This window comes from Tabrizicola soli (genome assembly GCF_015999335.1).
GTDB lineage: Bacteria > Pseudomonadota > Alphaproteobacteria > Rhodobacterales > Rhodobacteraceae > Tabrizicola > Tabrizicola soli.
In genome coordinates, this window is record NZ_JAEACP010000021.1 from 31,621 (window position 1) to 54,295 (window position 22,675).

Annotated in this window: 26 protein-coding genes; 15 read left to right on the forward strand and 11 right to left on the reverse strand. The window is 67.8% G+C overall.

Annotation, left to right across the window (positions count from 1 at the left end):
* The first annotated feature begins 1 nt into the window (after position 1).
* Positions 2 to 898: an FAD:protein FMN transferase gene (locus tag I7S92_RS18215; protein WP_197646930.1), complete on the forward strand. Its 897-nt coding sequence runs from the start codon at positions 2 to 4 to the stop codon at positions 896 to 898.
* Between the two features lie 2 nt (positions 899 to 900).
* Here I7S92_RS18215 and I7S92_RS18220 read toward each other — a convergent pair whose 3' ends face one another.
* The gene (locus tag I7S92_RS18220; protein ID WP_197646932.1) at positions 901 to 1,512 is read right to left on the reverse strand and encodes a helix-turn-helix domain-containing protein; all 612 of its coding nucleotides are present in this window, start codon (positions 1,510 to 1,512) and stop codon (positions 901 to 903) included.
* Between the two features lie 245 nt (positions 1,513 to 1,757).
* On the opposite strand from I7S92_RS18220, the gene I7S92_RS18225 reads away from it, so the two are divergent.
* Genes I7S92_RS18225 through I7S92_RS18250 form a run of 6 tightly spaced genes read left to right on the forward strand, consistent with a single transcriptional unit; the run spans position 1,758 to position 7,384 of the window.
* Entirely contained in the window at positions 1,758 to 2,831 is a 1,074-nt protein-coding gene (locus I7S92_RS18225; RefSeq protein WP_197646934.1) for an extracellular solute-binding protein, read from the forward strand.
* A 54-nt stretch (positions 2,832 to 2,885) separates the two neighbouring features.
* Positions 2,886 to 3,719, forward strand: a complete 834-nt coding sequence (locus I7S92_RS18230) for an ABC transporter permease (RefSeq protein ID WP_197646936.1) — start codon at positions 2,886 to 2,888, stop codon at positions 3,717 to 3,719.
* Complete coding sequence (locus I7S92_RS18235; protein WP_197646938.1) at positions 3,716 to 4,501, forward strand: ABC transporter permease; 786 nt, start codon at positions 3,716 to 3,718, stop codon at positions 4,499 to 4,501. The genes I7S92_RS18230 and I7S92_RS18235 overlap by 4 nt, the downstream gene beginning before the upstream one ends.
* 2 nt (positions 4,502 to 4,503) lie before the next feature.
* A complete protein-coding gene (locus tag I7S92_RS18240; RefSeq protein ID WP_197646940.1) occupies positions 4,504 to 5,625 on the forward strand; it encodes an ABC transporter ATP-binding protein in 1,122 nt (373 codons plus the stop codon).
* Complete coding sequence (locus I7S92_RS18245; protein ID WP_197646941.1) at positions 5,622 to 7,019, forward strand: NAD(P)/FAD-dependent oxidoreductase; 1,398 nt, start codon at positions 5,622 to 5,624, stop codon at positions 7,017 to 7,019. The genes I7S92_RS18240 and I7S92_RS18245 overlap by 4 nt, the downstream gene beginning before the upstream one ends.
* An 11-nt stretch (positions 7,020 to 7,030) precedes the next feature.
* Entirely contained in the window at positions 7,031 to 7,384 is a 354-nt protein-coding gene (locus tag I7S92_RS18250; RefSeq protein ID WP_197646943.1) for a cupin domain-containing protein, read from the forward strand.
* 53 nt (positions 7,385 to 7,437) lie between these two features.
* Here I7S92_RS18250 and I7S92_RS18255 read toward each other — a convergent pair whose 3' ends face one another.
* Positions 7,438 to 8,742, reverse strand: coding sequence for a D-amino acid dehydrogenase (locus tag I7S92_RS18255; RefSeq protein WP_197647005.1), 1,305 nt, complete (start codon positions 8,740 to 8,742; stop codon positions 7,438 to 7,440).
* Positions 8,743 to 9,001: 259 nt separating this feature from the next.
* On the opposite strand from I7S92_RS18255, the gene I7S92_RS18260 reads away from it, so the two are divergent.
* A complete protein-coding gene (locus tag I7S92_RS18260; RefSeq protein WP_197646945.1) occupies positions 9,002 to 9,601 on the forward strand; it encodes a LolA family protein in 600 nt (199 codons plus the stop codon).
* Positions 9,602 to 9,707: 106 nt separating this feature from the next.
* Here the strand turns inward: I7S92_RS18260 and I7S92_RS18265 are convergent, their stop codons facing one another.
* Positions 9,708 to 10,289 carry a transglycosylase SLT domain-containing protein gene (locus tag I7S92_RS18265; RefSeq protein ID WP_197646947.1) on the reverse strand — a complete coding sequence of 194 codons (582 nt, stop codon included), beginning with the start codon at positions 10,287 to 10,289 and terminating at the stop codon, positions 9,708 to 9,710.
* A 204-nt stretch (positions 10,290 to 10,493) separates the two neighbouring features.
* Here I7S92_RS18265 and hspQ point away from each other — a divergent pair, with 204 nt between their 5' ends.
* From hspQ to I7S92_RS18300, 7 genes are all read left to right on the forward strand, one after another.
* Positions 10,494 to 10,820, forward strand: a complete 327-nt coding sequence (gene hspQ / locus I7S92_RS18270; RefSeq protein ID WP_197646955.1) for a heat shock protein HspQ — start codon at positions 10,494 to 10,496, stop codon at positions 10,818 to 10,820.
* Between the two features lie 51 nt (positions 10,821 to 10,871).
* Complete coding sequence (locus I7S92_RS18275) at positions 10,872 to 11,213, forward strand: STAS domain-containing protein (RefSeq protein ID WP_197646956.1); 342 nt, start codon at positions 10,872 to 10,874, stop codon at positions 11,211 to 11,213.
* Positions 11,197 to 11,655 (forward strand): ATP-binding protein, encoded by a 459-nt coding sequence (locus tag I7S92_RS18280; protein WP_197646957.1) that lies wholly within the window; start codon positions 11,197 to 11,199, stop codon positions 11,653 to 11,655. Before I7S92_RS18275 ends, I7S92_RS18280 begins: the two co-directional genes overlap by 17 nt.
* 201 nt (positions 11,656 to 11,856) lie before the next feature.
* The gene (locus I7S92_RS18285) at positions 11,857 to 13,431 is read left to right on the forward strand and encodes a gamma-glutamyltransferase family protein (protein WP_197646958.1); all 1,575 of its coding nucleotides are present in this window, start codon (positions 11,857 to 11,859) and stop codon (positions 13,429 to 13,431) included.
* Entirely contained in the window at positions 13,421 to 13,885 is a 465-nt protein-coding gene (locus I7S92_RS18290; RefSeq protein ID WP_242070277.1) for a GAF domain-containing protein, read from the forward strand. Before I7S92_RS18285 ends, I7S92_RS18290 begins: the two co-directional genes overlap by 11 nt.
* A gap of 97 nt (positions 13,886 to 13,982) precedes the next feature.
* Positions 13,983 to 14,873: a homocysteine S-methyltransferase family protein gene (locus I7S92_RS18295; protein ID WP_197646960.1), complete on the forward strand. Its 891-nt coding sequence runs from the start codon at positions 13,983 to 13,985 to the stop codon at positions 14,871 to 14,873.
* Positions 14,866 to 15,534, forward strand: coding sequence for an RluA family pseudouridine synthase (locus tag I7S92_RS18300; RefSeq protein WP_242070278.1), 669 nt, complete (start codon positions 14,866 to 14,868; stop codon positions 15,532 to 15,534). The genes I7S92_RS18295 and I7S92_RS18300 overlap by 8 nt, the downstream gene beginning before the upstream one ends.
* A gap of 49 nt (positions 15,535 to 15,583) precedes the next feature.
* Here I7S92_RS18300 and I7S92_RS23380 read toward each other — a convergent pair whose 3' ends face one another.
* The 8 genes from I7S92_RS23380 to I7S92_RS18340 form a co-directional block, all read right to left on the reverse strand.
* Positions 15,584 to 17,560, reverse strand: a complete 1,977-nt coding sequence (locus tag I7S92_RS23380) for an oxidoreductase (RefSeq protein WP_197646961.1) — start codon at positions 17,558 to 17,560, stop codon at positions 15,584 to 15,586.
* Between the two features lie 108 nt (positions 17,561 to 17,668).
* A complete protein-coding gene (locus I7S92_RS18310) occupies positions 17,669 to 19,114 on the reverse strand; it encodes an aldehyde dehydrogenase family protein (RefSeq protein WP_197646962.1) in 1,446 nt (481 codons plus the stop codon).
* 71 nt (positions 19,115 to 19,185) lie between these two features.
* Complete coding sequence (locus I7S92_RS18315) at positions 19,186 to 19,776, reverse strand: GNAT family N-acetyltransferase (RefSeq protein ID WP_197646963.1); 591 nt, start codon at positions 19,774 to 19,776, stop codon at positions 19,186 to 19,188.
* Positions 19,767 to 20,633 (reverse strand): molybdopterin guanine dinucleotide synthesis, encoded by an 867-nt coding sequence (locus I7S92_RS18320; RefSeq protein WP_197646964.1) that lies wholly within the window; start codon positions 20,631 to 20,633, stop codon positions 19,767 to 19,769. Before I7S92_RS18320 ends, I7S92_RS18315 begins: the two co-directional genes overlap by 10 nt.
* On the reverse strand, positions 20,626 to 21,117 hold the full coding sequence (gene mobB / locus I7S92_RS18325; protein WP_197646965.1) for a molybdopterin-guanine dinucleotide biosynthesis protein B: 492 nt from the start codon (positions 21,115 to 21,117) through the stop codon (positions 20,626 to 20,628). Before mobB ends, I7S92_RS18320 begins: the two co-directional genes overlap by 8 nt.
* The gene (mobA, locus tag I7S92_RS18330) at positions 21,114 to 21,704 is read right to left on the reverse strand and encodes a molybdenum cofactor guanylyltransferase MobA (protein ID WP_197646966.1); all 591 of its coding nucleotides are present in this window, start codon (positions 21,702 to 21,704) and stop codon (positions 21,114 to 21,116) included. Before mobA ends, mobB begins: the two co-directional genes overlap by 4 nt.
* A gap of 132 nt (positions 21,705 to 21,836) precedes the next feature.
* Positions 21,837 to 22,451: a hypothetical protein gene (locus tag I7S92_RS18335; protein WP_242070279.1), complete on the reverse strand. Its 615-nt coding sequence runs from the start codon at positions 22,449 to 22,451 to the stop codon at positions 21,837 to 21,839.
* Positions 22,452 to 22,462: 11 nt separating this feature from the next.
* On the reverse strand, positions 22,463 to 22,606 hold the full coding sequence (locus I7S92_RS18340; protein WP_197646967.1) for an aa3-type cytochrome c oxidase subunit IV: 144 nt from the start codon (positions 22,604 to 22,606) through the stop codon (positions 22,463 to 22,465).
* Between the last annotated feature and the right edge of the window lie 69 nt (positions 22,607 to 22,675).

The following is a 22,675-nucleotide window of genomic DNA, read 5'->3' on the forward strand; positions in this document are numbered from 1 at the left end:
CATGCTGACCCGCCGCCGCTTCATCGCGATTTCCGCCGCCCTTGCGCCCACGATGGCGCTGGGACGCAGCCCCGACCTGCATGTCGAGACCGGCATCGCGTTGGGCGCGACCGTGACGCTGCGCCTGCAGCACCCCGAGGCCCCGCGCCTTGCCGCCCTCGCGATGGACGAGATCCGGCGGCTGGAACAGGTGTTCTCGCTTTATCGGCCCGAGTCGTCGCTGGTCCGGCTGAACCGCGAGGCCAGGCTCGAGGCGCCGCCTTTCGAACTGCTGGACTGCCTCACCCTCGCCGCCTCGGTGCATCGTGCCAGCGGCGGCAGCTTCGACCCGACGGTCCAGCCGCTCTGGCTGGCCGAGGCTGGGGCCCTGACCCGCGGCACGTCCTTGACCGAGGCCGAGCGGGCGCAAGTCCGCGTGCTGATCGGCTGGGAGGGCGTGACCCTTGCGCCCGAGGCGATCACACTGCGTCCCGGCATGGCGCTGACGCTGAACGGCATCGCCCAGGGCTTCATCGCCGACCGGGTGGCGGCGCTTCTGGAAAGCCACGGCCTGACCCGCGCCCTGATCGACACCGGCGAGATGCGCGCCCTTCCCGAGGGCGACTGGCCGGTGAAGCTGGCCTCGGGCGGGGGGATCAGCCTGCGGGACCGGGCTCTGGCGACCTCGGCGCCGCTGGGCATGACCTTCGGCGGTGACGGGGTGACCAGCCACATCCTCGACCCTCGAACCGGCCGTCCCCTGCGCTCGGCCTGGCAATCGGTCTCGATCTCGGCCCCCTCGGCGGCGCTGGCCGATGCGCTTTCGACTTCGGCCTGCCTGATGGACAGCCGCGTGGCGATGGACGGGCTTTGCGCCAGCTTCCCGGAGGCCAGGGTCGAGGTCGCCGTGGCCGCCTGAAGTCAGGCGGTTTTCGCGCCATAGCCGCTGGGCGGCGAGATGATCCATTGCACGGTGGCGATACGCGTCCCGCAGTTCACCGTGCGATGCGGTGTGGACGAGGCATATTCGATGCAGTCGCCTTCCGACAACCTGTGGATCTCCTCGGCGAGATGCAGCTCGACCTCGCCCGCGATCACCAGCATCATCTCATGGCTGTCGCCGTGGGTGTATTGCTCGGGCCCGGTCGAGCCACCCACGTCGAACTCGCCGACGAAAACCTCGAAATCCTGGATCGGCCGCTGCGAGAGCAGCATCTTGCGATAGCCCGCCGCCTCGGGCCAGGAGGGCCGCTCGGCCTTGCGCAGGACGCGGTGGGTCGAGCGGGGGCGGTCGTCGAACAGGTCGGCGATCGAGATGTCCAGCGCATTCGCGATCCGCATCAGCGTCGAGGTTGTGGCCCCCGTCGCACCCCGTTCAAGCTGGCTGAGGAACGAGGCCGTGGTTCCCGACAGTTCTCCCAGTTGGCGCAGCGACAGACGCCGGGCCTGACGGAACCGCTTCACCCGTCGCGCCAGGATGTCCAGCTCGGGCGTGGCGGGGTCTTCCCCAGCAGGCATGACAGTTTCCGCCATCGTCAACTCCGTTCCGGGGGCCGGCACCCGATGTTCCGGCGCTGCCATGGCAGCTTGCCGGCAGGTAGGGTGCGAACCTTCGTCGGTCAATTCTCAATTCAGGATCCGCTTGATTTGTGTACAGCGCTTCTTTACGCTGTGTAAAGTTACTTGAACGGGCTGCGAACGTCAGGCGGCAGGTTCGGGAGCCGAAGGACAGAACGATGGCACCCAGAAGGGCGCAGGACAACCAACGGAGGATGCTGATGAAACGGACTGCAAAGGTCGCGCTGCAAGCGGGCCTGTTGATGACGATCGGTCTTGCGGCCCAGGCCCAGGACGCGCCGGTTGCCGGCGAAGTGGCCGAGGGCTCGCTGGCCGGCAAGACGCTGACCTTCGTCTCCTACGGCGGGATCTACCAGGACGGGCAGATCGCCTCGCTGCAGGATTTCGTCACCAAGTCGGGCGTCACCCTGCTGTCGGACGGACCGACCGAGGTCGCCAAGATCCAGGCCCAGGTCGAATCGGGCGACGTGCAGTGGGATGTGGTCGATACCGGCACGCTCACGCCCTATGTCTATTGCGGAACGCTGTTCCAGAAGCTGGACCTGACGAAGATCGACACCTCGAACATCCCCGAGGGTCAGGTCGGCGAATGTTCGGTTCCGGCGATGAACTACGGCACCGTGCTGATGTACAAGAAGTCCACCTATGGCGACAACCCGCCGAAGGGCTGGGCCGATTTCTTCGACACCGAGAACTTCCCCGGCACCCGCGCGATGCCCGGCGATTCCGAGCCCGACACCACCCTGGTCGAGATCGCGCTTCTGGCCGACGGCGTGCCGAAGGACCAGCTTTTCCCGGCCGACGTCGACCGCGCGCTGAACAAGTTCCGTGGTCTGGGCGAAGACCTGATCTTCTGGAAGACCGGCGCGGAATCGCAGCAAATGATGGAATCGGGCGAGGCCGACATGGTCATCGCCTGGTCGGGCCGCGCCATGGCCGCCCAGAAGAACGGGGCCGAGTACGAGCCGGTCTGGCAGGACTGGATCGTCGTCATGGACCAGTTGACGATCCCGGTCGGCGTCAAGGACCCCGACGCCTCCTATGCGCTGATCAACGCCGCCATCGGCAAACGCGCGCAGGAGATCATGACCGAGCAGACCTCCTACTCGCCGATCCACAAGGACGCGCAGCCGCAGGTGGACGAGCTGCTGCAGAAATGGCTGACCAACACGCCTGAAAAGGTCGCGATGGGCTATCAGCAGAACATCCCCTACTGGATCGAGAACTACGACGAGGTCGAGACCAAGTGGGGCGAGTTCATCGCCGGGAACTGATCCCTTCGGCGGGGCCGCATCGACGGCCCCGCCCTTCCGCCCGAAAGTACCGCGATGCCCAAGCTTCTCCGCCAACCGGCCTGGCTGGTGCTGCCCGCGATCCTTCTGCTTGTGGTTGCGCTGGGCTACCCGCTCCTCCAGGTGGTGATCCGCAGCTTCACCGACCCCGAGCCGGGCCTTGGCAACTATACCTGGTTCTTCAGCCGTCCGGTGAACATGACCGTGTTCTGGCGCACCTTCGAGGTCGCGGGCTGGGTCACTGTCCTGTGCCTCGTGCTGGGCTATCCCTACGCCTGGCTGATGACGGCGGTGGGGCCGAACATGCGGTTGCTGCTGATCCTCTGCGTGCTGGTCCCCTTCTGGGTCTCGGGCGTGGTGCGGACGCTGGCCTGGGTGATCCTGCTGCAGGACTCGGGCGTCATCAACAAGGTCATCATGGCGCTGGGGTTCGAGAAGGTGCGGCTGATCCGTACCCAGACCGGCGTGATCATCGGCATGACCCAGGTCCTGCTGCCCTTCATGATCATGCCGCTTTACGCCGTCATGCGCGGCATCGACCTGCGCCTTGTGCAGGCGGCGCGCAGCCTTGGCGCGCGGCCGGTGCTGGCCTTCCTCCAGGTCTACCTGCCGCTGTCGCTGCCGGGCGTATTCGGCGGCGCGGTGATCGTCTTCATCCTCGGCCTTGGTTTCTACATCACGCCCGCGCTTCTGGGCGGGCCGCGGGCCACCATGCTGTCCACGCTGGCGCAGCAACAGGTTCTGCAACAGCTGAACTGGGGCAAGGGCGGGGCCATGGGGGTCATTCTCCTCGCCTCGACTCTGGTGCTGCTGGCCATCGCGGCCCGCTTCACCCGCCGGCGCTATCAGATTTCCGGGGGCAGCAAGTGACCCGCCTGCAACGTATCCTGATCTGGATCTTCTGCGCCGGAGTGGCGCTCTGGCTGGTGGCGCCGACGCTGGTGATCGTGCCGATCTCCTTCGCCGAGAAGAAATCGCTGGCCTTTCCGCCCGACGGATTTTCGCTGCAATGGTATGCCAACATCCTGAACAGCCCGGACTGGTCGGGCAGCATCGTCAGCTCGCTGAAGATCGCGGCCATCGTCGCGGTGGTTGCCACGGTGATCGGCACGCTGGCGGCCATGGGTCTAGCGAAGATGAAGGCCGGGCCCGGCGGCATCCTGCGCGCCATCCTGATCACGCCGATGATCGTGCCCGGCGTGGTGCTGGCGATCGGCATCTATGCCGTCTACCTGGACCACCAGATGGTCGGCACGCTGGTGGGCTACGTGCTGGCGCATTCGATGCTGGCGATCCCCTTCGTGATCATCGCCGTCGGCGCCAGCCTTGCCGTCTTCGACACCAGGCTTGAGACGGCGGCAGCCAGCCTTGGCGCCTCGCGCATCACCACCTTCTTCACGGTGACCCTGCCGCTGATCGCCCCCGGCATCCTTTCGGGCCTGCTCTTCGCCTTCGTCACCTCGTTCGACGAGGTGATCGTGGCCCTCTTCATCAACAGCCCGACGCTGAAGACCCTGCCGGTGCAGATATTCGCCAGCATGACCCGCGATTCCGATCCCACGGTCGCCGCGGTGGGCACGCTGATCTTCGTGCTGACCTCGTTCACCATCGCTGTCGGGCTCTGGCTTGGCACAAGACGGAGACGTTCCTGAACATGGACGCAAAACACCGCGGCGCTGCAGTCGACATCCGCGACGTCACCAAGACCTACGGGACTTTCACCGCGCTCGACAAGGTCAGCCTGCAGATCGAGGCCGGCCAGTTCATGACCTTCCTCGGCCCCTCCGGCTCGGGCAAGACGACGACGCTGAACGTGATCGCCGGTTTCACCGACCTGACGGCGGGCGAGATTCTGATCGGCGAGCGTTCGGTCGGCAACCTGCCCGCGCACAAGCGCAATGTGGGCGTCGTGTTCCAGCACTATGCGCTGTTCCCGCACATGACGGTGGCCGGGAATGTCGAATACCCGCTGAAGCTGCGCAAGCTGCCCAAGGCCGACCGCGCCCGGCGCGTAGCGGCGGCGCTGGCCATGGTGCACCTGACCGACTTCGCCCACCGCTACCCGGCCGAGCTTTCGGGCGGCCAGCAACAGCGCGTGGCGCTCGCCCGCGCGATGGTCTTCGACCCGCCGCTTCTGTTGATGGATGAGCCCTTGGGCGCGCTGGACAAGAAGCTGCGTGAATGGCTGCAACTTGAGATCAAGCGCATCCACCGCGAGCTGGGGACGACCTTCGTCTACGTCACCCACGACCAGGAGGAGGCGCTGGCGCTGTCCGACCGGATCGCCGTGTTCAACAAGGGAAGGATCGAGCAGGTCGGCTCGGGCCGCGACCTGTACGAACGGCCCGAGACGCTGTTCGTCGGCCGCTTCATCGGCGAATCCACCGTGCTGACCGGCGCGCATGAGACGCGCGGCGATGAGACCGCGATCAAGGTGGGCGACCAGTGGGTCGGCATTCCCGGCCGCCCGGCGGGCGCGGGTCCGCAGGCTCTGCTTTTGCGGCCCGAGCGGATCACCCTGGCCCGGCCCGGAACAGGCGCGGTTGCCGGAACGAACCGCCTTCCCGCTCGCGTGACCGAGGCGATCTACCTCGGCTCGGGCGTGAAATACGAGGTGACGCTGGCCGACGGCACCCGCGGCATCGCCCGCATGACCTTGGCGGACGACCACTTCGCGCTGGGCGATCCGGTCGAGGTCGCCTGGCAGAAACACGAGGCCCGCCTGCTTGCCGACGATGGCAGCAGCCTCGCGGCCCAATCGGGAGAGGACAAATGAACGCGAGCGTCGCGCGCAACGGGGATGTTTCGTTCTGGTATGCCCAGATGGGGGGGACCCCCGGCTATCGCCCGCCGCTGCCGGGCGATCGCTCGGTCGATGTCTGCATCATCGGCGCGGGCTATACCGGCCTCTGGACCGCCTATTACCTCAAGACCCTGCAACCCGACCTTTCCGTCGCCGTGGTCGAGCGCGAATTCGCCGGATTCGGCGCCTCGGGCCGGAACGGCGGCTGGCTGACCGGCGGTTTCAGCTGGAGCCGCGAGAAATACCTGGCCGCGGGCGGCACCCGCGAGGGCGTGATCGCCATGGGTCACGCTTTGCGCGGCACGGTGGCCGAGGTGATGCGCGTCGCAGAGATTGAGGGCATTTCGGCCGACATCCTGCCGACCGATGGCCTGACCGTCGCCTGCACCCCAGCGCAGCTGGAACGGATGCGCGAGACCTATGAGGAAGAGATCGCCTGGGGCACCCCGAAAACCCGGATCGAGATGATCGGCGGGTCGGAGATGCGGGCGCGGATCAAGGTCAAGGACGCCGTGGGCGCGCTGGTCACGCATGGCGTGGCAAGGGTCCAGCCGGCCAAGCTGGTCCGCGGCCTTGCCGCTGCGGTGGAACGGCTGGGGGTGCAGATCTGGGAACAGACCGCCGTCACCGGGATGGAGAAGGGCCGCGTCCACACCAACCGGGGCACTGTCACCGCCCCGGTGATCGTCCGCGCGACCGAGGGCTTCACCCCCGGCCTGCCCGGCCAGTCGCGCAAGATCCTGCCGCTGAACAGCGCCATCGTCGTGACCGAGCCGGTGCCGGAAACCGTCTGGCAGCAGATCGGCTGGAACGGGTACGAGCTTCTGGGCGATGCCTCGCACACCTATTCCTACGCGCAGCGCACGGCGGACAACCGCATCGCCATGGGCGGGCGCGGGGTGCCCTACCGCTTCGGCAGCAAGACCGACGTGCGCGGCCAGACCCAGGATGCGACCATCGACAAGCTCCAGGGCATCCTGCGCCGCCTTCTGCCCGAGGCCGCCGGCCTGAAGCTGGCACATGGCTGGTGCGGCGTCCTCGGCGTTCCCCGCGACTGGTGCGCCAGCGTGGGTTTTGACCGGCAGTCGGGCATGGCCTGGGCCGGTGGCTATGTCGGGCTGGGTGTCTCGACCTCGAACCTCTCCGGGCAGACGCTGGCCGACCTGATCCTCGGCCGCGATACCGGGCTTGTCACCCTGCCCTGGGTGAACCGCAAGGTCCGCGAGTGGGAGCCCGAGCCCTTCCGCTGGCTGGGCGTGCACGGCATGTACCAGCTTTACTACCGCGCCGACGCGCAAGAGGCCCGGTCCGGCGGCGTGCGGACCTCGGCCCTGGCCAAGCTGGCCAACAAGATTACCGGACGTTGAAAGGACCCGAAATGATTGACCTGTCAGGATTTCTTGCCCTTGCGGATATGGAGCTGGACGATTTCGCGCCCAAGCCCACCACGATCGAAGGCGACCAGAAGGAAGCGACCCGGACGCTCTGGAAATCGCCCGACGGCAAGCTGGAGATCGGCATCTGGGAATGCACCCCCGGCCGTTTCACGGCCGACCGCTCGCAGGCGGCGGAGTTCTGCCATTTCCTCTCCGGCTCGGTCGAGATGCACCATGCCGATGGCCGGGTGGAGCGGCTGGGGCCCGGCGATGCCCTGATGCTGCCGCGCGGCTGGAAGGGCGAATGGCGCCTCCTGGAGCAGACGCGCAAGATCTATGTGTTCTATACCGGCTGAATGAAAAAGGGGGAGGGCCCTGCGGCCCTCCCCCAGGCATCGCACGGCCGGTCTTACGCCGGCACCGCAACCCCCGAGCCCTGCCGCATCCCCTTGCGCCCCTCGCGCAGGTAGCGGGCATAGCCCAGATCCGAGGCCTCGATCTCGGCCCGGCGACCGCTGACGATATCCGCCAGCACCCGGCCTGAGCCGGCGGCCATGGTCCAGCCCAGCGTCCCGTGCCCGGTATTCAGGAACAGGTTCTCGATCGGCGAGCGCCCGACGACCGGCGTCCCGTCCGGCGTCATCGGCCGCAGCCCGCACCAGAAGCTTGCCTGGGACTGGTCGCCCGCGCCGCCGAACAGATCCTCGACCGAATGGGTCAGGGTCGCCTGCCGCTTGGCCTTCAGGCTCATGTCGAAGCCCGCGATCTCGGCCATGCCGCCGACGCGGATGCGGCCGCCCAGCCGGGTGATCGCGATCTTGTGCGTCTCGTCCATCACCGTCGAGACCGGGGCGCGGCCCTCGTCCACGATCGGAACCGTGATCGAATAGCCCTTCACCGGATAGACCGGCAGCTTGATCCCGAAAGGGGCCACCAGCATCGGCGAATAGGAACCCAGCGCCACCACGAAGGCATCCGCCGCCACCCGGCCCGCGCTGGTCCGGGCCGCGACGATCCGGCCGCCCTCGGCCTCCAGCCCGTCGATCCCCACGCCATAGCGGAAGGTCACGCCCTGCGCCTCTGCCATTTCCGACAGGCTTTGCGTGAACTTGAAGCAATCGCCGGTCTCATCCCCCGGCAGCCGCAACCCGCCCGCAAGCTTGTGCTTCGCCGCCGCCAGACCCGGCTCGGCCGCGACGCACTGTTCGGCGTCCAGCACCTCGAACGGCACGCCGTCCGCCTTCAGCACCGCGATGTCCTTCTCGGCCGCCGCCACCTGCTTTTCGGTGCGGAACAGCTGCAGCGTGCCCTGGGTTCGCTCGTCGTAAGAGATCCCGGTCTCGGTCCGCAGCTCCATCAGGCAGTCGCGCGAATATTCCGCCAGCCGCACCATCCGGCTCTTGTTGACCGCATAGGCCGAGGCGGTGCAGTTCATCAGCATCCGCGCCATCCAGCTGATCTTGGTCCAGTCCGGGCGCGGCTGGACGATCAGCGGCGCATGTTCCTGGAACATCCACTTGATTGCCTTGACCGGAATGCCCGGCGCCGCCCAGGGCGAGGCATAGCCGGGGCTGATCTCGCCCGCATTGGCGAAAGAGGTCTCCAGCGCCGGGGCCGGCTGGCGGTCGATCACCGTCACCTCATGCCCGGCCCTGGCCAGATACCAGGCCGAAGTCACCCCGATCACGCCCGCGCCAAGCACCACGACTTTCATGTCAGTCATCCGCCAGAATTTTCCGATGCCTTGCAGAATACGTCCGTCCTGCGCGAAGTTCTTGGGGATTTCTGGTTTGGTTTGCCCTGAATGTCGAAGAATGTTGCGTATAATCGTGGAAAGTTCGAATGATCAACCGGAAGTGGCGAATCCCGTCGTAGAGCCTTGCGCCCTCACGCGCAATCACGCGTCGGCACGTCCTTGCAAACCCGTATCGCCGGGGGTGCAAGCCGCCCGGGCCGCCGCTATTATATCCGGCATGAACCGTCGCTTCGCCCTTCTGGCCCCGCTCGCCTTCCTTCTGCCGCTGCCCGCCGCGGCCGAGAAGATTCCGCTTGGCACCATCTCGGACTATCTGAACAGCCTCACGACGGTCGAGGCCGACTTCACCCAGGTCAACTCCGACGGCTCGATCTCGACCGGCAAGATCTACATCCGCCGCCCGGGCCGCGTGCGCTTTGAATACGCGCCGCCCGACCGCAGCCTGGTGATCGCCGGGGGCCAGCAGGTTGCGGTCTTCGACGCCAAGTCGAACCAGCCGCCCGAGCAGTATCCGCTGAAGCGCACGCCCCTGAACCTGATCCTGGCCGAGAACATCGACCTGTCCCGCGCCAGGATGGTCGTGGGCCATACCGAGGATGGCACCTCGACCCGCGTCCGCGCGCAGGACCCTGAGACCCCGGAATACGGCACGATCGAGCTGGTCTTCACCTCGAACCCGGTCGAGTTGCGGCAATGGATCATCACCGACGATCTCGGCCAGCAGACCACCGTGGTTCTGGGCGAACTGAAGAAGGGCGGCAACATGGGCGCGCGGCTTTTCGACATCTCGGCCGAGATGAAGCGGCGCGGGAACTAGGCCAAAGGCCGGCGTTCTGCGCCGCCGACCTGCTGGTCCGTCTCCGGTTTTCATGCCGACGGGGGGAGAGCCTTGCCCGCCACGGCCCCGCGCCGGCCGGGCAGGATCAGCGGCAATAGGCCAATTGGCCGCGATACATCTCGGAGCGCCGGCCCACGGCGGCGGCCACCTCGACCAGCCAGGGCTTGCCCAGGTGCGACTGGTTGGCATAGCCCTTCCGCCCTTCGTGATAGGCGAGGTACTGGGCCTCGGCGTCGGCTTTCGAGATCCCCAGGGCCCGGCTGGATTCGTCCATGTACCAGCCCATGAAATCGGTCGCCGCGGCGATGTCGTCCCGCTTCGCCCGCCGCCCCCCGCCGCTGTGCTGATATTCCTCCCAGGTCGCGTTCAGCGCCTGGCTGTAGCCATAGGCCGTGCTCTGCCGCCCCATCGGGATCACCCCCAGCGCGAAGGTGTGCGGGGTGCGCGCATTGCCGATGAACTTCGATTCCTGATAGATCGTCGCCATCTGCACATGCACCGGAATGCCCCAGCGCCGCTCGGTCCGCTCCATCGCCCGCAGATACTGCGGCCGCTCGCGGATGATCGCACATGCATCGTCCAGCTGCCTGGGCGCCGAATAATTGCCGCCGCCCCCGCATGACGCAAGGAACGCCACCAACAGCGACGCACGGAGAAACCTGCTCATCTGCCCCTCGTGCTCGTTCTTCTTTTGGCCGCAGGATACCGCAAGCCTGAAGGCGATGAAATGGGGAACTCCGCGCCCTGCGATCATAAAACCGACAGCCGCGACTGTCGGTGCAGGCCCCACACACTGTTTCCACCGATTCGGCGCAGCTTGGTGGACAGGGCCGCCCCATCGGCGTAAATATCTCGCATGGGGATTGCGCAGATGTTCACCGCCCACGCCAAGTATCACCTGGGCCAGGTGCTCCGCCATCGGAAGCATCCGTTTCGTGGTGTCGTGTTCGATGTGGATGCGATATTCTCGAATACCGAGGAATGGTATCACAACATCCCCGAGGACAGCCGTCCCGCAAGGGACCAGCCCTTCTACCATCTGCTCGCAGAGAATGGCCAAAGCTACTATGTCGCCTATGTCTCCGAGCAGAACCTCGTCCCGGACGAGACGGGAGAGCCCGTGGACCATCCCGATCTCGGCGATCTTTTCGGGGATTTCCAGGATGGGTGCTATCCGGTGACCTTCCAGCTCAACTGACGCTTAACGCTTTTCCCCTAGCCTGCAGGAAATGCAGCCAGGGGAACCAAGATGCAGCTGAAAACCCAGACAAGACCCAAGGTCCTGACCGTCTCGGTGATGGAGGACCGGATCGACGCCGCCACCGCCATCCAGTTCAAGGAACGGATGCGCGAGGTCACCAGGGCCGGGGACCAGCGCGTGGTGCTTGACCTGGCCCGTGTCCAGTTCCTGGATTCCAGCGGTCTCGGCGCCATCGTCGCGGTGAAGAAGATGCTTGGCCCCGCCCGCCCGCTGGAGCTTTCGGGGCTGACCGCCACCGTCGAAAAGGTCTTTCGCCTGACGCGGATGGATTCGATCTTCACCATCCATTCCTCGATCGAGGTTGCCGCTTCGCATGCCGCCGGCACCTGACCCCTTCGCCCAGGCCGACACGCACGACCTGGTGATCCGGGCCGAGCCGGCTTCGGTCCGGGCCGCGCTCCGGCGCGTCACCGCCTCGCCGCCGGTCGTGGACCTCGCCACCGACCTGCGCTCCACGGTCGAGATTGTACTGGCCGAGGTGCTGAACAACGTCGCCGAACACGCCTATGCCGAGCTGGAGGGCCACGTCGCCGTGACTGTCGCGCTGCATCCCGGTGCGCTCTGGTGCGAGGTGGTGGATGAGGGGGCTGCCATGCCCGGTGGTTCCCTGCCCGAAGGCAGGCTGCCGCAGACCGACCTGGCCGAGACCGACCTGCCCGAGGGCGGCTTCGGCTGGCACCTGATCCGCAGCATGACCCGCGATCTGGAGTACCGGCGGCGGCGGGGCACGAATCGGCTGAACTTCCTCATTCCCCTGGTCGAGTATCCCTGACCTCTCGATTTGCAGCGAAGCGTCCCGGATTCGCCGCAGTCCATCCGCCTTTCCGCCGCGGCTTCCGGCCACCGTCCGACCGCGGCCCTTCCGGCCTCGCCGGCACCCGGATCATCTGCCCTCAGCTTCTCCGGGTGCCAGCCGACCTTGCACTCCCGACCGTCCCGGCCCTAGGGTTGGCGCGAACCATCGGGGGACCAGATGCGCGACCTTCACCTTCCCGGCCGCTCCGCCGTCTATGCCTGTAACGGCATGGCGGCGACCTCGCACCCGATCGCGGCGCAGGTTGCGGTCGAGGTGCTGAAAGCCGGCGGCAACGCGGCCGATGCCGCCATCGCCGGCGCCATGGTCCTCAACATCGCCGAGCCGCAGATGACCGGGATCGGCGGCGACTGTTTCGTTCTCTTGAAACCGCCGGGATCCGAGGAGATCGTCGCCCTGAACGGCTCCGGCCGCGCGCCCCGGGGCCTGAACGCCGCCGAGCTGCGTGCCCGTGGCCTGACCGTCATGCCGATCCAGGCCATCGAATCGGTCACGCTCCCCGGTGCCATCGACGCCTTCTGCCGCCTGAACGCGGATTACGGGCTGAAGTCGCTGGAAGAAATCCTCGCCCCCGCCATTCACTATGCCGAGGAAGGCATCCCCGTCGCCCCCCGCGTCGCCTTCGACTGGGTCGACGACCTGCCCTGCCTGAAGGGGGCCGCCCGCGACTTCTACAGCTTCGGCGGCAAGGCCCCGGCCGTGGGCCAGATCTTCCGCGCCCCCGGCCAGGCCGAGGTCCTGCGCCGCATCGCGCGCGAAGGCCGCGCCGGATTCTATCAGGGCGAAGTGGCCGAGGACATGATCACCTCGCTGCAGGCTCTGGGCGGCACCCACACGCTGGACGACCTCGCCGCCACCGCCTGCGACTACACCACCCCGGTCTCCGGTCTCTACCAGGGGGTCGAACTGGTCGAGCATCCGCCGAACGGCCAGGGCGCCACGGCGATCCTCCTGCTGAACATCCTCGGCCACTTCGACATCAAGACGATGGACCCCTTCGGCAGCCAGCGCGCCCATATCGAGGCCGAGGCGACGAAACTCGCCTACGACGCCCGCAACCGCTTCATCGCCGATCCCGACCACACCAGCCGCCTCGCGCATATGCTGCACCCCGAAACCGCCGCGAAGCTCGCCGCGCTGATCGACCCGAAACAGGCGATGCCGCAAGCCGCCCCCCTGTCCGAGGCCGTGCACCGCGACACGATCTACATCACCGTCGTCGACCGCGACCGGATGGCGGTCTCGCTGATCTATTCGATCTTCTGGGGTTTCGGAGCGGGCCTCGCCTCGTCGAAATTCGGCATCAACTTCCAGAACCGCGGCGCAGGCTTCACCCTGGCCGAGGGTCACCCGAACGAGGCCGGCGGCGGCAAGCGCCCGATGCATACCATCATCCCCGGCATGATCCGCCAGAACGGCCGCGTCACCATGCCCTTCGGCGTGATGGGCGGCGCCTACCAGCCCTGTGGGCACGCCCGCTTCGTCTCGAACCTCACCGATTTCGGCATGGACCCGCAGGCGGCGATCGACGCGCCCCGCTGCTTCTCCGGCGCCGAGGGGATGGAGGTCGAGCGCGGCTATTCCGACCAGATCCGGGCCGAGCTTGCCGCCATGGGCCACAAGGTCGTGATTCCCCACGTGCCGCTGGGGGGCGGCCAGGCAATCGGCATCGACGGCGACCTGCTGGTCGGTGCCTCGGATCCCAGAAAGGATGGCTGCGCCCTTGGCTACTGAACCCGACCGCCCCGCGATCACCGAAGCGATCCGCGCCCTCACCCATGGCGAGACGGATACCGTCGCATTGATGGCCACCATGGCCTGCGAGATCCACCACGCCCATCCGTTCTGCGACTGGACCGGCTTCTACCGCGTCACCGGACCCGAGCTTCTGAAGATCGGTCCCTACCAGGGCGGCCACGGCTGCCTTGTCATCCCGTTTTCAAGGGGCGTCTGCGGCGCCGCCGCGCGCACCGGGCAGGTGCAGAACATCCCCGATGTCGAGGCGTTCCCCGGCCATATCGCCTGTTCGTCCTCGACGAAATCCGAACTGGTCCTCCCGGTCTGGAACGGGCAGGGCAGGCTCCTCGGCGTCCTCGATCTCGACAGCGACAACCCCGCCGCCTTCACCAAGGCCGACGAGGACTGGCTCGTCCCCCTGCTGGCCGAGGTCTTCCGCGACGCAACCTGAACAATTCGACTAAAATTGTGCTTCCTCTTGGCCTAAATACTCCACGGGAGGTCCGGAGGGTGTGAAACCCTCCGGGGCCAGCCAGAGGAACCAGCGCATGAGCAGACTCACCCTCCTCGACGGCGGCATGGGCCAGGAGCTGATCGCCCGCGCGGGGACCGATCCCGGCCCGCTCTGGGCGACGCGGGTCATGCTCGACCACCCCGGCCTGGTCCGCGCGATCCATGAGGATTACTTCGCCGCCGGAGCCAGCCTTGCCACGACGAACACCTACAACATCCTGCATGACCGCTTGGTCCCGCAGGGCCTCGACCCCCTCTACCACGCCCTTCACCTCCGCGCCCTGGCCGAGGCGCATGAGGCCCGCGCCGCCGCCGGGCGCGGGCTGATCGCGGGTTCGATGGGACCTCTCGGCGAGAGCTACCGCCCCGACCTTACCCCGCCGGTCGGGGTTTCCGCCCCGCTCTATGCCGAGAAGGCGAAGATCCTTGCCCCGCATGTCGACCTGATCCTGGTCGAGACCATTTCCTCGCTCGCCCTCGCCCGGGGCGCCCTCCAGGGCGCGCGGACCACCGGCCGCCCGGTCTGGCTCTCGGTCTCGGTCCAGGACCGCGACGGCACGCGCCTGCGCTCCGGCGAACCCGTGGCCGCGCTGGCCGAGGTGCTGGCGGAGACCCCCGCCGATGCCGTCCTCGCCAACTGTTCGATGCCCGAGGCGATGTCTGCAGCCCTCGCCGAACTGAAGCCGCTCGGCCTGCCCTTCGGCGCCTATGCCAACGGCTTTTCCGAGATCACGCCGCACAGCCACGGCACCTCCGCCCCCACCTATTGTGCCCGCCACGACCTGACGCCCGACCGCTACGCCGACTTCGCGCTAGGCTGGGTCGCGCAGGGCGCCACCCTGATCGGCGGCTGCTGCGAGGTCGGCCCGGCCCATATCCGCCGCCTCCACGCCCGCCTCACGGCCGAAGGTCATACCATTGCATAAGCCCTCGCTGATCCCCGATTTCGCCTATGACCCGCCCGACACCCCGCTCTCGATCCTGCACGAGGACGCGGCGATCCTGGTCCTGGACAAGCCCGCCGGCCTTCTCACCGTGCCGGGCAAGCTGGAGAACCGGCAGGATTGCCTGATCACCCGCCTGCGGGCCGCGCGCTGGGACGCGCTTCTGGTGCACCGGCTGGATTGCGACACCTCGGGCGTGATCATCTTCGCACGCACCAGGCAGGCGCAGGGCTTCCTCGGGCAGGAGTTCGAGCAGCGCCGGGCGCAAAAGGCCTATGTCGCGCGGCTGAAGGGCCGGATCGAAGGCGAGAGCGGCACCGTCGACCTGCCGCTTGGCAGTGACTGGGACTACCGCCCGCGCCAGAAAGTCGACCACACGCATGGCCGCCCGGCGCAGACCGACTGGCAGGTGATTGGCCGCAGCGAAGACGAGACCCGCGTCCGCCTCACGCCCCACACCGGGCGCAGCCACCAGCTCCGCGTTCACATGCTGGCGCTTGGGCACCCGATCCTCGGCGACCAGATCTACGCGCCCGAAACCAGGGCCGCCCATCCCCGCCTGATGCTGCATGCCGAGACGCTGTCGCTGCACCACCCGGCCACCGGCGAGCGGGTCAGCTTCGCCGCGCCCGTGCCCTTCTGATCCCGGCGCAGGGTGGGTGATTCACCCATCCTGTCCCGCCGCCGGCAGGTCAGATCGCCAGCCCCAGCTTCCGCCCCTCATGGAAGGCATAGGCCGCCAGCCGGGGGGCCGTGCAATCGCCGATCCGATGCATCACCTTGCCCGCAATCATTTCGGGCAGCGGATCGAAGGCCCGGTTCGTCGTCGCCATCACCAGGGCCGAGAACGGGATCACCTCCTCCTCCCCGGTCAGGAACGACCGCACCGTCACCCCGTTGCCGTGCCAACGGACAAGACAGCTTTCTGTCAGCATCCGCACCCCCAGCGCCCCCAGCCGCCGTCGCACCACGCCGTCCGCCGCCGTCCGGGCGATCTCCTTGCCGACGAAGGGCTCCGGCGTCACGATGGTCACCTTTTTGCCGGCCTCCGCCATCGCCCAGGCTGTGCCGACCCCGCGCCAGTTGCTGCCCTCGTCGTAGATCACCACCGCGTCGCCCAGCCGGGCCTCGCGCCGCAGCACCGCCTCGGGCGACCACACGCCCCCCGCCTCGATCCCCGGCAGGGAGGGCTCCGATGGCACCCAGCGCTGGAACCCCGTCTCGTCCGGCAGGGATCCCGTCGCCACCACGACCACCGAAGCCGGATGCTCTGCAACCTCCTGCTCGTCCAGGAAGGTGTTCAGCCGCAACCGCACCCCCAGCTTCTCGAACTGCCGCTCGTACCAGTCCATCAACTCCAGGATCTGCCCCCGCCGCGGCTGCATCCCCGCCAGCCGGAACTGCCCGCCCACGACCGGAGCAGCCTCCACGATTTCCACCCGGTGCCCCCGCTCCGCCGCCGCCCGCGCCGCCTCCAGCCCTGCCGGGCCAGCGCCCACCACCAGCACATCCTTGGGCGCGGGCGAGGCCACGAACCGATCCCCGCCCCACTCGAACTCCCGCCCCGCCGAGGGATTGATCAGGCAGGAAATCCAGTAGTCGCGCGACCGCCGCCCCCAGCACATCTGGTTGCACGAGATGCAGCCCCGGATGTCCTCGGCCCGCCCCTCCGCCACCTTCCGCGCCAGATGCGGGTCGGCGATCTGCCCCCGCACGATCGACACCAGATCCGCCAAGCCGGAGGCGATGATCGCCTCGCCATTCTCCGGCGTCCGTACCCCGGCCTCCGAGGTCACGACCGCATGGCTGAGCACCCCCTTCAACTGCTGCGTCAGCGGCGTCGTCAGCTTCTCGGCATGGGTGAAGGGCGGGATGATCGCCTCGAATTCCAGATAGGACCCGGCCCCGACCGTCACATAGTCCACATGCCCCGTCCGGTCATGCAGCGCCAGGATCTCGCACAAGGCCTCGGCGCCTAGGGTCACCTCGTAGGCCGTCGAATAGCTGACCGCCAAGCCGACGATGAACTCTTCCCCGCAGGCCCGCCGCACCCGCTCGATCAGCTCGCGCGAAAACCGCGTCCGCCCCTCCAGCGACCCGCCCCACTGGTCGGTCCGCTGGTTCGACCAGGGTGTCCAGAACTGGTCGACCAGCGAGTGATAGGCCCCCCAGACCTCCACCCCCTGAAACCCCGCCGCCTTCGCGCGCACCGCCGCCGCGACATGCGCCTGCAGCAGTTCCTCGACCTCCGCCCCGGTCATCGCGTGCGACCCGTCGCTGTCGTGATAGGACGGCCCGCCCGAAGGCGACCAGTGCGGCGCGAAGCTCAGGTCGGAATCGCCATGCGCGCCGATGTGGTAGAGTTGCTGGATGATGACCGCGCCGGCGTCCTTCACCTCGTCGGTGATGGTGCGATAGGCCGGAATCACCGCGTCATCGGAATGCAGGATGTTGCCCCGGGTCAGGACGCCCGTCCGGTGTACCGGCACCGGCTCGGCCACCACCATCGCCGCCCCGCCCAGGGCACGCTCCAGCAGGTATTTGCCAAAGCGCGGGCCGGGCATGCCCTGGTCGGACATGTTGTTGGTATGCGCGCCAAAGACGATGCGGTTGCGCAGGGTCTGGTCGCGCAGCTTGAGCGGGGACATCAGGCGGGGATGCTGGGTCATGGGGGCCTCCGGTTGCCCCCATGTCAGCGATTCTCGACACCTGTGTCAAGTTTTCTGCGCCGGGTAGGGTGGGTCGTTCCGCGCCCTGGCGCGGGTTGACCCACCGTCCTATTCCGAGGCCACGTCCCAGCCCGAGATCGCCTTGACCTCCAGGAACTCCTCGATTCCCCAGGCCCCGCCCTCGCGCGCCCGGCCGCTGGCCTTGATGCCGCCGAACGGCGCCCCCGCCCCGCGCGAGCGGCCGTTCATCTCGACCATCCCCGCCTTCAGCTCCCGCGCCAGCCGGTTGCGCCGCGCGCCGTCCAGGCTTTGCACATAGTTGGTCAGCCCATAGGGCGTGTCATTGGCGATCCGCACCGCATCGGCCTCGCTGTCAAAGGGGATCATGCACAGGACCGGGCCGAAGATCTCCTCGCGCTCGATGGTCATGCCGGGCTTCACATCGGCAAAGACCGTCGGCCGGACATAGAAGCCCTTGTTCATCCCCTCGGGCAGGCCCAGGCCGCCCGCGACCAGCCGCGCGCCCTCGTCGATGCCCTTCTGGATATAGCCCTGGATCTGGTCCCACTGGCGCTTGTTCACCACTGGCCCGATCTGCTTGCCCGGCTCGCTGGCGGGCGCGACCCTGATGCTGCTGGCCACTTCGGCCGCGATCTCCACCGCCCGGTCGTAATAGCTCCGCTCCACCAGCATCCGCGAGGGCGCATTGCAGCTTTGCCCCGAGTTGTTCATCATGTGCCGCACCCCACGCTCCACCGCGCGATCGTCGGCATCGGCGAAGACCAGATTCGCCCCCTTGCCGCCCAGCTCCAGCGTCACCCGCTTCAGCGTCTGCGCCGCGGCCACCGAGATTGCCCGCCCGGCCCGCGTGCTGCCGGTAAAGCTGATCATCTCGACATCCGGGTGGCTGGAAAGCTGCGTCCCCACCCCCGCGCCATCGCCGTTCACCAGGTTGAACACGCCCGCAGGCACGCCGGCGTCATGGCAGAATTCGGCGAACAGCATCGAGGAGAGCGGCGCCTCCTCCGACGGCTTCAGCACGCAGGTGCAGCCCGCCAGCAGCGCCGGGATCACCTTCAGCGTGACCTGGTTCATCGGCCAGTTCCAGGGCGTGATCAGCCCTACCACCCCGATCGGCTCCAGCGCGATGCGGGTGTCGGGGGCATGCGGGCCAAGCGGGCGGATCCATTCGATCTGGTCGAAGGCGCGCAGGAAGTTCTTCAGGTGCCAGGGCAGACACTCCGCCTGATCGTCCCGCGCCATGTCGATCGGCGCGCCCATCTCCAGGCTGATCGCCTGTGCCATCTCCTCCTTGCGCAGCTGGTACTGCTCCAGGATCCCCTCCACCATCCGGCGCCGCTCGGCCGGGGGCGTCGCGGACCAGCCCGGCAGCGCGGCCTTGGCGGCGGCGACGGCGGCGTTGGTGTCCGCCTCGCTGCCCAGCGAGATCACCGCGCAGACCTCCTCGGTCGAAGGGTCGATGACCGGGCAGTCGCGCGCGACCTCGGGGGCGACCCAGGCGCCGTTGATGTAGAACTCACGCTTGGTGATCATGGTCCGGTCCTTTCAGGAATTTGATCATATTCTGACAGGAGGGGCCTGCCGGGGCAAGGCCTGCCCCGGTGTCAGGCCGAAAACGGCCGCACCATCGTGGTCGCGGCCGAGAATCCGAACAGATAGCCCAAGAGTCCCAGCCGCTGCGAGCGGGCGGCGACAAAGCCGTGTCTCTCGTACAGCGCCCTGGCGCGCCAGTTGGTGTCGACCACATCCAGCCGCACCGCCGGATAGCCGCGCTCCCGCGCCTCGTTGCACAGCGCGGCGATGAGCATCGAGCCGATCCCCTTGCTGCGATGCGCCCTGGTGACGCTGATCCCGTCGATCAGGAAACGGTCGTTGTCGACCTCGCGCCCCAGCGCCCACAGCAGTCCGCCGCGCCAGCGCCCGCCAAACCGGCCATAGATGCCTGTCAGGTCGTCCCAGCTGCCCCCGGCAAAGCTGCCTCCCGGGATCTTGTAGCCGGCGATGCCGATCAGCCGCCCGTCGCCATCCAGTGCGGCGAAGCACAGGTCGGCGCGGATCACCCGCTCGAAATAATCCAGCGCCAGCGGCTCCGGCCCCATGACCCGGCCCAGCTTGCCGCCGAATGCCTCCCAATACAGCAGCGCCGCTTCCCGGCGCAGGCCCTCGTGCAGACCGTGATAGATCGTCACGCCCATGCCAGCGCCTCGGCCAGAAGGGCGGAGCGCCCCGCCCCAAGGATCCACCCCTCCTCCGCCGCTTCGGACGGCGCGTCGAACAGGGGCGCCAGCCGGGCCTCCCGCGCCAGAAGGTGCAGCGCCCGCGACAAGAGCCGGACCTGCCCCTGATCGGCCGGCAGCCCCTCGGCATTGGCCAGGATCGCCACCGGCCCCGCCAGCAGCGAGGGGTAGACCTCGGCCAGCACCACCGGGGCCTCCGGCGCGTCGAAGGGCCAGACCGAGACATCGGGCCGCTGCGACAGCCGGTGAATCATCGGCAGGCCCAGCAGGCTCTGCGACCCGACCGAGCCGGGATTGAACAGCATCCAGGGGCTTTTCGCCCCCCGGACCGCCGCTTCGGCCGCGCGGGTCTCGGCCAGCCCAAGCGCCGCATAATCGATGCCATGGCGGCGAAAGGGCAAGCCCGGCCAGCTTTGCCCGCTCGGATGGCTCCAGAACGGGCCGGGACCCTCGGGGAATGCCGCGTTGATGCGGGCGGCCACGGCAAAGCGGTTGTTGCGGTTTTCGGGCGTGTCGGTGATCTCGCGCGCCAGCCACTCCCAGACTGTGCGCACATCGCCGCCGGTCAGGCGGGCCGCGAAGCCGGACGGATAGCCCATGGCGAAATCGAAGCCGACCAGAAGGCGCAGTCCATCGGCGCGGGCCGTGTCGATCAGCGTCACCAGCTGGGCCTCGGCCGCGGCACGGGTGCGATGGTGCCATTCCGCCCCGCCCTCGGCGTCATGGCAGCCGATCCAGACGGCATTCGCCCGGTTCGTCGCGCTGGTGGGCAGGTTCGCCGCCGACCAGTCGACCACGATCACCCGGTCAAACAAGCCCGACCTCGCGCAGGATGAAATCGGCGACGGTGCGCGTGTCGTTCAGATCCAGCACCGGCACCGGCAGCACCAGTGCCGCATCCGTCGCCACCGCCCGCACCAGCGGATCCTGCGGCTGGATCAGCGCCTGCCCGGTCTCTGCGCGCCAGACCTCGACCTTGGGATGGGCGTCGCGCTTGTAGCCCTCGACCAGCACCAGATCGACCGGGGCCAGCCGCGCCAGGATCGCCGGCAGCTCCGGCTCCGGCCCGCGATGCTCCACCATCAGCGCGAAGCGGTCGGCCGAGGCCAGTACCACCTCGCGCGCCCCGGCGGCGCGGTGGCGGAACGTGTCCTTGCCCGGCTGGTCCAGGTCCACGGAATGATGCACATGCTTGACCGTCGAGACGCTGAAGCCGCGCCCGGTGATCTCGCTCACCAGCCGCTCCATCAGGCTGGTCTTGCCCGAGTTCTTCCAGCCGATCACGCCGTAGACCCTCATGCCGTCCCCTTCAGCAGCGCCTCGGCGAGGGCCAGGTCTTCGGGCGTGTTCAGGTTCGCGAAGGCGCGCGGGTCCGGGAAGACAGCGCGCGCGGCCCCCTGCGCCGCGGCAAAACGCGTGACCTTCGCCTCGCCGGCAGCCAGGAATCCGGACAGCGCCGGGGCCAGCATGACCGGCCAAAGCGCCGTTGCGGGATGATCCCCGGTCGGATCGGCAGCATAGGCCAACCCCCCGGTCGCGCCCTTGGCCGCCATGAGGAGTTGCGGCACCAGGTCGCCCGGCAGGAAGGGCGTGTCGACCGGGGTCGAGACCAGATGCGTCGCACCCGACTCCCCGGCTTTCAGCAGCGCCGCAAGGATACCGGACAACGGTCCCTGCGGCCGGGCATCCGGCACGACCGTGCAGCCAAACCGCCCGAACCGCGCCGGATCGCCATTGGCCGAGATCAGCACCCGCTCCACCTGCGGCTCCAGCCGGTCAAGGACATGGGCAATCAGCGGCTGACCGGCCAAGGGCAAGAGCGCCTTGTCCACACCCCCCATGCGGCGACCTTCTCCTCCGGCGAGGATGACCCCGAATATGCGCAAATTCCTGTTCCCGGTTGTGGGCAAGCCAAGCCTAGCCGGTCAGGCTGCAGGCGCAAGCGGCAGGGCAGGGGCGCAAGACTTTTCGAAAAGTCTTGCAAAATCCTTCGAAGGATTTTGGCCCGGACCCCACCCTCAACCCTCCAGCGGGTCGCCGTTGGCCTGGACCAGCAGAACGCCGTGGTTGCTGTCGTCGTCGTCGTCGGTGATCTTCCGCGTCGTCACGCCCGGCAATTCGCCGAAGGCATCGGCCAGCTTCTTCGGATACCAGGTCGACGGCATGCTCTGGAACCCCGGCACCCCGCGCAGCACCGAGGACGTCGCCTGCGTGCACATCGCCTTCGGCACCGCGCCATAATCCTCGACCCGCCGCAGCACCAGCTCCGCCACCTCGGGCGAGACCTGGACCTTCTGCTCGATCACGTCATAGGTCTTGCGGGCATGGTAATCGATGTAGAAGGCAAGCGCCTTGTCGGTCATCCCGAAATGCACGTCGTTGCGTTCGGGCAGTTTCGGGTGATGCCAGGTTCCCGCCGGATCGAAGATCACCCTTTCGGACCCGTTGACCAGGATCGCCGAATGCGCGCCCGAGCCGGAGTTCTTGTTCACCACCGTGTAAAGCGTGATCGACGTCGGCTCGTCCGAGGTGAAGCGGGCGGCCTGCACCTGCTCCTCCGGCGCCCAGACCGATTGCGCGCCGCAGGCGGTCAGGCCCGAAAGGGCGGCAAGGCAAAGGAGAAGGCGCAGCATCGAGTCGCGGATCAGGCGTTGGCCAGTGCGAGGAAGACCAGCACCGCGATCGAGAGTCCGGCGGCCCAGACCGACAGGCGGATGAAGCCCTCGAAGGTCTTTTCCTGCGCGCGAATGTCCATCGTTCCGTGCTTGTGCTCGTTGTGGTCGGCCATTTTACCGCTTCCTTGTTTGATCCCTTGTTGCCCCTTAGCCTATTCGCCGCCGCCTGTCACGGGTCGGCA

What these genes read in the sequence shown, in the direction of transcription:
- I7S92_RS18215 (WP_197646930.1), top strand. Translation starts at nt 2, where the DNA reads ATGCTGACCCGCCGCCGCTTCATCGCGATTTCCGCCGCCCTTGCGCCC.
- I7S92_RS18220 (WP_197646932.1), bottom strand. Translation starts at nt 1,512, where the DNA reads ATGGCGGAAACTGTCATGCCTGCTGGGGAAGACCCCGCCACGCCCGAG.
- I7S92_RS18225 (WP_197646934.1), top strand. Translation starts at nt 1,758, where the DNA reads ATGAAACGGACTGCAAAGGTCGCGCTGCAAGCGGGCCTGTTGATGACG.
- I7S92_RS18230 (WP_197646936.1), top strand. Translation starts at nt 2,886, where the DNA reads ATGCCCAAGCTTCTCCGCCAACCGGCCTGGCTGGTGCTGCCCGCGATC.
- I7S92_RS18240 (WP_197646940.1), top strand. Translation starts at nt 4,504, where the DNA reads ATGGACGCAAAACACCGCGGCGCTGCAGTCGACATCCGCGACGTCACC.
- I7S92_RS18245 (WP_197646941.1), top strand. Translation starts at nt 5,622, where the DNA reads ATGAACGCGAGCGTCGCGCGCAACGGGGATGTTTCGTTCTGGTATGCC.
- I7S92_RS18250 (WP_197646943.1), top strand. Translation starts at nt 7,031, where the DNA reads ATGATTGACCTGTCAGGATTTCTTGCCCTTGCGGATATGGAGCTGGAC.
- I7S92_RS18255 (WP_197647005.1), bottom strand. Translation starts at nt 8,742, where the DNA reads ATGAAAGTCGTGGTGCTTGGCGCGGGCGTGATCGGGGTGACTTCGGCC.
- I7S92_RS18260 (WP_197646945.1), top strand. Translation starts at nt 9,002, where the DNA reads ATGAACCGTCGCTTCGCCCTTCTGGCCCCGCTCGCCTTCCTTCTGCCG.
- I7S92_RS18265 (WP_197646947.1), bottom strand. Translation starts at nt 10,289, where the DNA reads ATGAGCAGGTTTCTCCGTGCGTCGCTGTTGGTGGCGTTCCTTGCGTCA.
- hspQ (WP_197646955.1), top strand. Translation starts at nt 10,494, where the DNA reads ATGTTCACCGCCCACGCCAAGTATCACCTGGGCCAGGTGCTCCGCCAT.
- I7S92_RS18275 (WP_197646956.1), top strand. Translation starts at nt 10,872, where the DNA reads ATGCAGCTGAAAACCCAGACAAGACCCAAGGTCCTGACCGTCTCGGTG.
- I7S92_RS18280 (WP_197646957.1), top strand. Translation starts at nt 11,197, where the DNA reads ATGCCGCCGGCACCTGACCCCTTCGCCCAGGCCGACACGCACGACCTG.
- I7S92_RS18285 (WP_197646958.1), top strand. Translation starts at nt 11,857, where the DNA reads ATGCGCGACCTTCACCTTCCCGGCCGCTCCGCCGTCTATGCCTGTAAC.
- I7S92_RS18295 (WP_197646960.1), top strand. Translation starts at nt 13,983, where the DNA reads ATGAGCAGACTCACCCTCCTCGACGGCGGCATGGGCCAGGAGCTGATC.
- I7S92_RS23380 (WP_197646961.1), bottom strand. Translation starts at nt 17,560, where the DNA reads ATGACCCAGCATCCCCGCCTGATGTCCCCGCTCAAGCTGCGCGACCAG.
- I7S92_RS18310 (WP_197646962.1), bottom strand. Translation starts at nt 19,114, where the DNA reads ATGATCACCAAGCGTGAGTTCTACATCAACGGCGCCTGGGTCGCCCCC.
- I7S92_RS18315 (WP_197646963.1), bottom strand. Translation starts at nt 19,776, where the DNA reads ATGGGCGTGACGATCTATCACGGTCTGCACGAGGGCCTGCGCCGGGAA.
- mobB (WP_197646965.1), bottom strand. Translation starts at nt 21,117, where the DNA reads ATGAGGGTCTACGGCGTGATCGGCTGGAAGAACTCGGGCAAGACCAGC.
- I7S92_RS18335 (WP_242070279.1), bottom strand. Translation starts at nt 22,451, where the DNA reads ATGCTGCGCCTTCTCCTTTGCCTTGCCGCCCTTTCGGGCCTGACCGCC.
- I7S92_RS18340 (WP_197646967.1), bottom strand. Translation starts at nt 22,606, where the DNA reads ATGGCCGACCACAACGAGCACAAGCACGGAACGATGGACATTCGCGCG.